Raw genomic sequence first — 8880 nt, forward strand, 5'->3', positions numbered from 1 at the left:
TGACGTTTTTCCTGTCGTTGATGTTTGCAATGGCGATGGCGATCGCTCATTGCTTGCAACTGCTGCTCAAACTCATTAAACAGAGTTTCATACTGCTGGCGTTCGGTCAGTTGCTTCAAGGTAAGAATTTCCTGCTTAATTGCGTCCAACTGTGCCAAAGTGTGGGCTTCCTCTAAAGCAACTTCGTCCCTTCCTGGAATTGGTGGTACCCAGCCCTCAACGACACTGCAACCATTCAAAAGACCGGAAAAGGCTTTGAGTACCCGTTGTTCGCCATTAGGCAGTTCAACCAGTAGTATTCCATACATCTTGCCTTCACGAGAATAACATTCATTGAAAGCGACGGGAGACTCCATTCCCAGGTGTCTGTAGAGGGATAGTCGCCCCGTCGCTTGGGGCACTGGGCATGGGGCATTGGTAACATCTTCCCTATTCCCTATGCCCGATTCCCCATGCCCAAAAACTCCATCCCCTTGTGGGTGGAATTTTTCATTGTTGGCAAGCTGTTCCATTAGTCCGTTGGCGATCGCTTCGGACATTGAGGTACGGGGTAATCTTAGGCGATCGCCACTTTGAGGACAACGCCCTTCGTACCAATAACTACAAGATGAGTCGCTGACAGTAAAATCGCAGCCGATGAAATCTGAAAGCACGTGCAGAATTACCATACCCTAAACAAATGATTGAATACTTGGGCTGGTCAATATTGCATCCATCAGTTCAAATACGGCATCTTTCGCTTTACCCAAACAATCGTAGATTGCTTGCCGAAATTCTTCTAATTGTGTCAGGATCATCACGTCAATGATTTATCGATTACATTCATTGACTCTACAGCAGTCAGTGTTACTACTGATTGCTTTTCTTTAAACTCTTTAGTTTTCAGTTCAGTACTATTCTCTATTTTTTGATCTCTGATTCTCTAAGTACTTTTTTCTGAGCCTGAGCTTTTAGTCCAAACTCCAGTTACTTTTATAGTTGCAGATAATCCTGGCTCAAACCGATGATTGCAGGCTCAGTTGCATTTAATCCTGGCTGAAGCGCAATTATAGTTGCATTTAATCCTGGTTTGTAAATGTCTTGATTGCAGGTTTGAGCGATTAGTATTGCAGGTCGCTAGTGTGATTCGTTCTGTCGAAACGAATAAAAATATTCGGGGATGACAGGTAAGGGAAATATTCGGGAGGAATTCCGACAGAACCTTGACAACTCAATTTTTCGTGATGGTGTAATTCCATCCCTCCAAGTGCAGGAGTGAAAGCAAGTCCCCCATTTCAGCAAAGTGGTTCTTTGCTGGGATGAAGCGGGGAATCATGGCGGTAACTGCAAGCCTAATGTGGAATCCCGCCTAGCATAGCTGATCATGGATAGTCAAACGAATCTCTTGATTGAATCATCGTTATGCAAAACAAGCCAAAAGGCTGATAGGCTTGTCCCAAAAGGGAAAAGATTAGTGGTTGGCTGATTAGTGACAGACCAATAAGCACTCACAATAAACTCGGTGAAGAGAGAGAGTCCTAAAACCAACGTCAAACGAAAAATTGGGAACGAAGTAACCCCCTAATGTACTCTCCAAAACTGGTCGAAGTTTGGAGTAGGTAGCCAACCGGAAGTCATCAGGGGGAGGGATTGCCTCAGAAGCCAATGCCTTCTTGTAACGAGAAGGATATGCAGACGGAGACACGGTGACTTGGATTGTAGAGGTACAAGTAGCAATGTACACATCTAAAACGAGTTTCAAGACTACGGTGGAATGGAATGCTATCCCCTGGCGAAAGCTAGAAAGGATAGTATTTAAGTTGCAAAAGCGTATCTACAAAGCCTCTCAGCGTGGTGATGTCAAAGCAGTTCGCCAACTCCAAAAAACGTTGTTGCACTCCTGGTCAGCAAAGTGTTTGGCGGTTCGTAGGGTAACACAAGACAACCGAGGTAAGAAGACGGCAGGAGTGGATGGGTTGAAAAACTTGTCCCCAAAAGCACGTCTTATCTTAGTATATTCCCTGAAGCTAGGTCAAAAAGCCGCTCCCACTCGAAGGGTGTGGATACCAAAACCCGGCTCAAAGGGAGAAAAAAGACCCCTTTCTATACCCACCATATACGACCGCGCCTTGCAATCGCTAGTAAAACTAGCCCTAGAACCTGAATGGGAAGCTCTCTTCGAGCCAAATTCATTCGGTTTTCGACCAGGAAGAAGCGCCCATGATGCGATTAAGGCAATATTCAACACTATTAAGTTCAAACCTAAATATGTGTTGGATGCCGATATTGCGAAATGTTTTGACAAAATTAATCACAATGTTCTGCTGTCAAAATTAAATACATTCCCCACCATCCGCCGACAAATTCGTGCTTGGTTGAAAGCGGGAGTGATTGATTTCTCTGAATATGCTTTCAGGGAGAAATCTGACAATATAACATCAATGGGTGTCCCACAAGGGGGTACGATTTCGCCATTATTAGCGAATATAGCCCTTCATGGCATGGAAAATCGAATTAAACAAGTTGCTCTTACTTTACCCGGATGTAAATCGGAGAACCGTAAAGCAATAAGCTTAATTAGATTCGCAGATGATTTTGTGATTCTGCATAAAGACCTTGCCGTTATCCAAAGATGTCAGCAGATTATGGCAGAGTGGTTAAATGAATTGGGGCTAGAATTAAAACCAAGTAAAACCCATATTTCTCATACACAAAATATGTATGAAGGTAACGTTGGTTTCGACTTTTTGGGTTTCACTGTTCGACAATTTCCGGTAGGAAAATATCACAGTGGTAAAAGCTCAAACGGAAAATTACTTGGTTACAAAACTCTTATCACTCCAAGCAAAACAAAGCTGAAGACACACACGCAGAAGATAGGTAAATTGATTGATGGGCATAAATCAGTACCACAATCTGATTTAATCGCTCATCTGAATCCCGTCATCCGTGGATGGACAAACTACTACTCAGGTGTCGTCAGTAAACGCATATTTAATCAGGCTGATACAACATTATTCAGCCAGCTAAAAGCATGGGCAGAACATCGTCACCCTAATAAATCTTCCCGATGGAGTTGTCAAAAGTATTGGCAAACTGTAGGGTCTGATAATTGGGTTTTTAAACCCCATAACCAGAAGATTCGCTTATACAAGCACCGTGAAACTCCTATTGTGAGACACATACAAGTGCAAGGAATCCGTAGCCCATTTGATGGTGACTGGGTGTACTGGAGTTCCAGAATGGGTAAACATCCTGAAGCGCCAACAAGGGTGGCAACACTCCTGAAGATGCAGAAAGGAAAGTGTACCCATTGTGGGCTGTTTTTTCACCATGAAGACTTGATGGAAATCGACCATAAAATCCCTCGCTCCCAAGGCGGTAAGGATAGTTATGACAACCTTCAATTACTTCATGGACATTGCCATGATACTAAAACGGCAGCAGATAAATTTGCTGTTACAGTTTCAGAGATAGATGAGGATTATCTCAACTGTAATCCCTTTTAACTCTGAATTTAGAGGTGTGCGTGACAAGCACCAAATCATTGAGGAGCCGTGTGAAATTAACGTTTCATGCACGGTTTTGTAGCCGAGTCAGAGAGGTGACTTTCTGGCTTAGGCATCCATCTAGCTAAAGACTGATTCAACTAATCTAACTTGATTCAACTAATCTAACTATGGGTTAATTAAATCAAAACCTTTTCTTAATAAAACTATTAATTATCAATATAGGTGTTATTCACCTATAACAATAAGTAAATGAGGTAAAGAATTTATGTCAACTCAAATCATGCAATCTGTTCAAAAGAACGAACTGTTCTCTGAAATGTCTGCTGAAGAAGCTGCTACCCTTAGTGGTGGTAGGCAGTGGAACTTCCGAAACTTTCCCAGCACGAACGCAGCGACTGACTTCCTGAATAGCCCCCCCGCGCAAGGCGCCGGTGAGGTCAGTGCAACCACGCGAAACGATGGCACAGTCGGATTATTTTATTTCCTGTAGCGGATGCACATGGCGCGATTGCAGGTATGATCCGCGTTGAAAAATGCACATCCAATCAGCTTAAACTGTGCAATTTTGTGCAAGCTCGGTTGAGAGTTGTGTATTTAGGACAAGAAAAGTAGAAGAGTATTTGTGCAGAACTGTGCAAATATTTTCATCTATGGTGTAGAGTTTTAGGTGTGGCAAAGAGAGAGAAATCTGTGCTAATAAGGCTTTTAGCGTGAAAGTTTGAGGTGAACTATTGAGTAGGCGTAAATAGAAGGTTCGTGCAACCAGGGGCAACCTTGTAAAACTTAGTAAAAATAACCCTTTATTTAGCCTCTATTGATAAGAAATACAAATGATAACATTGCCTAGTTCGTCCCATTTTAGGCAATGTTTTTCAGTTTCGAGACGAAGCGATAATACTTTGAGACAATAACTTCCGCGTACTCCAAGCTCCGTTTTAGGCAAAGTTATTTTACTGTTTATGCGCTAGAAAAAGTATTTGTGCAACTTATCTTTTCATGAGCGCGGTTAAATCTCACATAAATCTCTGTAACTGTTGCTGTATCAGGTTTTTAGCCATAGGTTGCCCCTGGTTGCACGAACCTTCTATTTACGCCTATTCATATTTTAGTTCTAGGATGTTTGCCGATTGATACAGAAAGCCATAAAAATATTAATGTTAGAGATTGGTATTCGTCCCTGACAAAAATAATATACGATAAACGTTTACCTCCCCTGCCATGATAATTATTAGCATTAATTAAACCAAGCAATTAACTACTATTAATATGCGGTCTAGGAAAGTGCGATCGCATTTCTTCTTGTTGGTAATTGGGAAGATGCGATCACACTTTGGATTTTAGGGAATTGGCAGGATATAGACTGGCATGGATGCCAAAATAGACCCTTCAGAATGCCCTATAAGGGCATTGATTTTACTTGGCAGTATGAATCATCGTCTGTAAAATCTGCCATGCTGAGGCAAATATCTTGACTTCATTGCTATCAGCAGGGAGCCATAGTATTTGTTGCTTACCCCTAATTTTCTGGGCATTTTCAAAGACTACTGAATTGATGAATTCGTAAGCAAAGCAGTTGCCTGATTTCGAGCAATCATTCAAATCAGTAAACCAAAAAGTTTTTCCCAAAGAACGATCGCTAATTAAGTATACGTAGTTTAATGTGCTATATTTTACTCGAATAATAAGTAATGTTTATACCGCTCTGAAAGATTTCAAAAAATGAAATGATGAAAGTAGTGTGTAGTAAGCATATTGGCTGAAAAAATTGACTGTTTCATCATCAGAACTGGTTTTAACAGACTCAGAAACCCTTGAAGAGGTTATTGAGTGCTTAGTAGAAAATTTTTCCATTCCAACTCAAGGAATATGTGACCAACAGACTTTATTTGAGATTCTGACTTATGCTGCTAGCAATGGAGATAGTATTGAAAATACAGCAAAATTATTAAAAAACCTTCCCACAGCCAATGATATTAGATATCATCTCAATAAAATCAACAATTTTGAGGAATTAGAGGCGCAAATAAATCAGGCATTGAAAAGTCGGATTCCTTTAGGATTAAAAAAAGGGTGTTTAAAAATAGCGATTGATTTAAATTTGATTTGCTATTATGGTAAGCCAACATCAGATGAATTACCATACATATATCGAAGTCAAGCTAAATCTGGTACTCATTCATTTTACGCTTATGCAACTTTATATGTTATTACCAAAAATAAGCGTGTAACTCTCGCAGTCAGAGGTGTACGGAGGCTAGATACCAGTGTTGCTGTTATTACTTACTTATTGGCAGAACTTGATTTTCTTAAAATAAATATAAAAAAAATCTATTTAGATAGGGGATTTTTTAATACTCCTGTAATCCGATGGTTGCAAGCATTAGATATTCCATTTATGATGCCTGCTATCAAAACGGGTAAATCAGGAGGAATTAAACAATTTTTAAAGGGCAAAAAAAGTTATAAGACTACTCATACAATCATTAGGGATAAAGATGATTCAGTCACATTTGATTTATGGGTTATCTGTAAATATAGGAAAGGAAAGCGTAAAAAACGTGGAATTCAATACTTTGTTTATGTTATCTACAAAATCAAAACAAATTTAGATTACATCTATCAAGATTATCGGAAAAGATTTGGCATCGAAAGTAGCTATCGGCTTAAAAATATTTGTCGAATTAGAACGAATAATAAAAATCCAGTATTGAGATTACTCTTTGTTGGTATATCTTTTCTCCTAGTTAATATTTGGGTTAATCTACTTTGGCTCAGGATTAGTCGTAAAAGAAAAGGCAGTCGATTAATTTATCGTACACTTTTCATACTCAAACAGATGTTAGCCTTTTTATCTCAAGCCATTGAGCGTAAATATCAAGTAGTTGAAAGCGTTTATATTCAATCAGGTTAATATTAACCATCATCGGCTAGCTAATCATAAGTAATCATAATCTATCTTATGTCTGCTAGTTAGAGTACTCGATATTCATAAGTATTATAAGTTACATAAAATTCTGCGATCGCTATTTGGAGAAAAACTTTTTGGTTTACTGACAATTTCATCTCTAGATTTAGCAACGCCAGTAAAAGAGTCATTTCCCGACATTTTCACTGACACATAAAACGTGTTGACGTTGTATATACAATATCCTATATTAGATATTAAGCATTACCGAAGTAAGGTTGCAACCTTACTTCGGTAATGCTTATATGACACATATACATGGAAGATACCTAATGGTTGCCCGTTCTAAAATGGATAATCTTGGTCGTAACCAAGTAATTAATATTAGAGTTCAAGAACAACAACGGGATTTAATTGACAATGCGGCTTCGATTCTTGGTAAAAGCCGTTCTGACTTTATGTTAGAGGTAGCCTGTAGAGAAGCTGAAAAAGTCATCTGTGACAAAACCTTTTTTGCATTAGATGAGGAAAAATATCAAAAGTTCCTTGCTATTTTAGACTCACCACCTAAAGCGAATGAAGAAATTCGTAAACTCTTAACTGCTAAATCGCCTTGGGATTGATGACAAACCAAACGAAAATGATCAATGCTCCTCAGCCTGTTACTAAAAACCATGATGTATCAGAGTTTGAATCCAAATCAGAAGCCTTGAATAGTTGGCTGAAGGAGAGAGCTTTGAAAAATGAGGGGGATACAGCGAGAACATTTGTAGTAACAGTTGAAAATAAAGTAATAGGCTATTACTGTTTAGCAACAGCTTCTGTAACTCATTTAGCAGCTGTTAGCAAAGCTAAACCTAATGCACCAGATCCTATACCGTGTATGCTTATTGGTAGGCTAGCTGTAGATACCAAATGGGAAGGACAAGGTATAGGGTCTGGTTTATTAAAAGATGCTATTCAACGCATTTTATCAGTATCTCAAATAGCTGGTGTTAGATGTATTTTGGTTCATCCTAAAGATGAAGAAGCCAAAAAATTTTATTTAAAACGTGGGTTCCAAGCATCACCAATAGAACCATTCACACTAATGATGACTTTAAAAGATATTCGAGCAAGCATTGTAGATTCACCTATTAACATTAAACTCACATAACGATGACAAGGCTTGAATTAAAAAATCATCAAGTTTGGCAAGATTTAACTAAAATATTACAAAGTTTAGATGCTAATCTTGTTAAAGAACATCTTGACCAGTGTGATTATAAAGTGTGTGGCTATTGGGATGAACAAGATGAATATCATGATAAAATTACATTACCTCGTACCCTAGAAGCCGAATTAGTTAGCAGTTTAATAGGCGTTACTCACAAAGAACGTTTTTTACAACTAAAATTTTTGCTTATAGCTGATGGTATTGATAATACAAAAACTGCAAGTAGCAATGCTCAAAAAGTTGGTGAATTGGTTCTTGTTTATGATGAAAATCTAGAATTTATTGATGAGAATTGGCTTTTAGATGTCGATTCTCCATTCCTTGTGAAGCAATCTGGCTAATTTTAGGGAATTGAACTAAGCAACGAATTTTCGTGCCTAGCGCAAAGCTAAATATATAAGGGTTTGAGATAAGTTTTGTTGCCCACCTTTGAGCTATTTACAGGCTTATCCAAATTGAATGCTTTATTTTAGCCGCTTTTATCCCAATGTCGGCATACCCCGCAATTCCGACATTCAAAACTGCGATCGCTGTCAGTGCTTTGCAAGTTCTCTGCACTATTGAAGCTAATATCAATTTCATAAATTGTGTTCACTTAGTAGCTTCCAAAGTATTCAAATAATTGAACAGGATTGTCCAGCCAAGCAGGAGTGTAAATTTCTGCCAGTTTTATCCCGTATTCTTGCTCATCCTCTGCATCCATTCCTTGAAAGCTTATATATTCGTCCTCGCTGAGAATGTACGCCGCAAAATCCCGATTTTCAAAACCGTACAATTTACCTCCCTCCTCAAAGCAAGAGTCAGCCGTAGCATCATCAAACACGCGAAGCCTTGCCCAAGTTAATTTCTTTGGCAAATCACATTCATGCAGCCACCATTCAATAACGACAATGTGTTTACTCCGGTAAAACTCTTCTTTGGTCACGATATTTGATGCTTATTAAACTTTAAATTTAGTAAAAAAGATTTTAATGTGCTTAACAACATAATCAATAAACGCAATGGCACTTCCCAAACCTCGACCGCGCAAGGAAGTTGCGAAGAATAGGCAAGCTGAAATCTTAGTACTTAGTATTCCAATGTTATGGTGTTGAATTTTGGTGTATTGTCCTTCAAGCCAGTATTTGCTTGCTGATGGGTAATGTCCTCTTCAGCAATTATTTGACTATTTAAAATAGCAAGACGCTGCTGAATCTGAGATTGGCGTGCTTCGAGTTTCTTTAGTTCCTCCTCTAAACGCTCTTTTTCAAGCATTATTTTGTAAGCAT

11 protein-coding genes and 1 pseudogene are annotated in these 8880 nt (G+C 38.8%); 6 read left to right on the forward strand and 6 right to left on the reverse strand.

Annotated features, from left to right (window positions below; all coding sequences use genetic code 11):
• Together ACWATR_RS37790 and ACWATR_RS37795 are read right to left on the reverse strand one after the other, a co-directional pair.
• A pseudogene (locus ACWATR_RS37790) lies at window positions 1-668 on the reverse strand (hypothetical protein); the annotation flags it as partial.
• A gap of 3 nt (window positions 669-671) precedes the next feature.
• Entirely contained in the window at window positions 672-797 is a 126-nt protein-coding gene (locus ACWATR_RS37795; protein WP_460344854.1) for a hypothetical protein, read from the reverse strand.
• 918 nt (window positions 798-1715) lie between these two features.
• Here ACWATR_RS37795 and ltrA point away from each other — a divergent pair.
• The 3 genes from ltrA to ACWATR_RS37810 all read left to right on the forward strand — a co-directional run bounded on the left by ltrA (window position 1716) and on the right by ACWATR_RS37810 (window position 6402).
• Entirely contained in the window at window positions 1716-3488 is a 1773-nt protein-coding gene (ltrA, locus tag ACWATR_RS37800; RefSeq protein WP_460344824.1) for a group II intron reverse transcriptase/maturase, read from the forward strand.
• 268 nt (window positions 3489-3756) lie between these two features.
• The gene (locus tag ACWATR_RS37805; RefSeq protein WP_460344827.1) at window positions 3757-3981 is read left to right on the forward strand and encodes a hypothetical protein; all 225 of its coding nucleotides are present in this window, start codon (window positions 3757-3759) and stop codon (window positions 3979-3981) included.
• Between the two features lie 1275 nt (window positions 3982-5256).
• Window positions 5257-6402, forward strand: a complete 1146-nt coding sequence (locus ACWATR_RS37810) for an ISH3 family transposase (RefSeq protein WP_460344830.1) — start codon at window positions 5257-5259, stop codon at window positions 6400-6402.
• Window positions 6403-6461: 59 nt separating this feature from the next.
• Here ACWATR_RS37810 and ACWATR_RS37815 read toward each other — a convergent pair whose 3' ends face one another.
• Complete coding sequence (locus tag ACWATR_RS37815) at window positions 6462-6587, reverse strand: hypothetical protein (protein ID WP_460344833.1); 126 nt, start codon at window positions 6585-6587, stop codon at window positions 6462-6464.
• A 141-nt stretch (window positions 6588-6728) separates the two neighbouring features.
• Here ACWATR_RS37815 and ACWATR_RS37820 point away from each other — a divergent pair, with 141 nt between their 5' ends.
• From ACWATR_RS37820 to ACWATR_RS37830, 3 genes are read left to right on the forward strand one after another with little or no spacing between them, the layout of a single operon-like run.
• On the forward strand, window positions 6729-7019 hold the full coding sequence (locus ACWATR_RS37820; RefSeq protein ID WP_460344836.1) for a type II toxin-antitoxin system TacA family antitoxin: 291 nt from the start codon (window positions 6729-6731) through the stop codon (window positions 7017-7019).
• Complete coding sequence (locus tag ACWATR_RS37825; protein WP_460344839.1) at window positions 7019-7552, forward strand: GNAT family N-acetyltransferase; 534 nt, start codon at window positions 7019-7021, stop codon at window positions 7550-7552. Before ACWATR_RS37820 ends, ACWATR_RS37825 begins: the two co-directional genes overlap by 1 nt.
• 2 nt (window positions 7553-7554) lie before the next feature.
• Entirely contained in the window at window positions 7555-7953 is a 399-nt protein-coding gene (locus ACWATR_RS37830; RefSeq protein WP_460344842.1) for a hypothetical protein, read from the forward strand.
• A 97-nt stretch (window positions 7954-8050) separates the two neighbouring features.
• Here ACWATR_RS37830 and ACWATR_RS37835 read toward each other — a convergent pair whose 3' ends face one another.
• The 3 genes from ACWATR_RS37835 to ACWATR_RS37845 all read right to left on the reverse strand — a co-directional run.
• On the reverse strand, window positions 8051-8194 hold the full coding sequence (locus tag ACWATR_RS37835) for a hypothetical protein (protein WP_460344845.1): 144 nt from the start codon (window positions 8192-8194) through the stop codon (window positions 8051-8053).
• A gap of 13 nt (window positions 8195-8207) precedes the next feature.
• Window positions 8208-8537, reverse strand: a complete 330-nt coding sequence (locus ACWATR_RS37840) for a hypothetical protein (protein WP_460344848.1) — start codon at window positions 8535-8537, stop codon at window positions 8208-8210.
• 143 nt (window positions 8538-8680) lie between these two features.
• Window positions 8681-8880 (reverse strand): hypothetical protein (locus ACWATR_RS37845; RefSeq protein WP_460344851.1); only part of this gene is annotated, 200 nt, incomplete at its 5' end.

Source organism: Nostoc sp. UIC 10890 (assembly GCF_054786515.1).

What these genes read in the sequence shown, in the direction of transcription:
- ACWATR_RS37795 (WP_460344854.1), bottom strand. Translation starts at nt 797, where the DNA reads ATGATCCTGACACAATTAGAAGAATTTCGGCAAGCAATCTACGATTGT.
- ACWATR_RS37825 (WP_460344839.1), top strand. Translation starts at nt 7,019, where the DNA reads ATGACAAACCAAACGAAAATGATCAATGCTCCTCAGCCTGTTACTAAA.
- ACWATR_RS37805 (WP_460344827.1), top strand. Translation starts at nt 3,757, where the DNA reads ATGTCAACTCAAATCATGCAATCTGTTCAAAAGAACGAACTGTTCTCT.
- ACWATR_RS37820 (WP_460344836.1), top strand. Translation starts at nt 6,729, where the DNA reads ATGGTTGCCCGTTCTAAAATGGATAATCTTGGTCGTAACCAAGTAATT.
- ACWATR_RS37830 (WP_460344842.1), top strand. Translation starts at nt 7,555, where the DNA reads ATGACAAGGCTTGAATTAAAAAATCATCAAGTTTGGCAAGATTTAACT.
- ACWATR_RS37815 (WP_460344833.1), bottom strand. Translation starts at nt 6,587, where the DNA reads ATGACTCTTTTACTGGCGTTGCTAAATCTAGAGATGAAATTGTCAGTA.
- ltrA (WP_460344824.1), top strand. Translation starts at nt 1,716, where the DNA reads ATGTACACATCTAAAACGAGTTTCAAGACTACGGTGGAATGGAATGCT.
- ACWATR_RS37835 (WP_460344845.1), bottom strand. Translation starts at nt 8,194, where the DNA reads ATGAAATTGATATTAGCTTCAATAGTGCAGAGAACTTGCAAAGCACTG.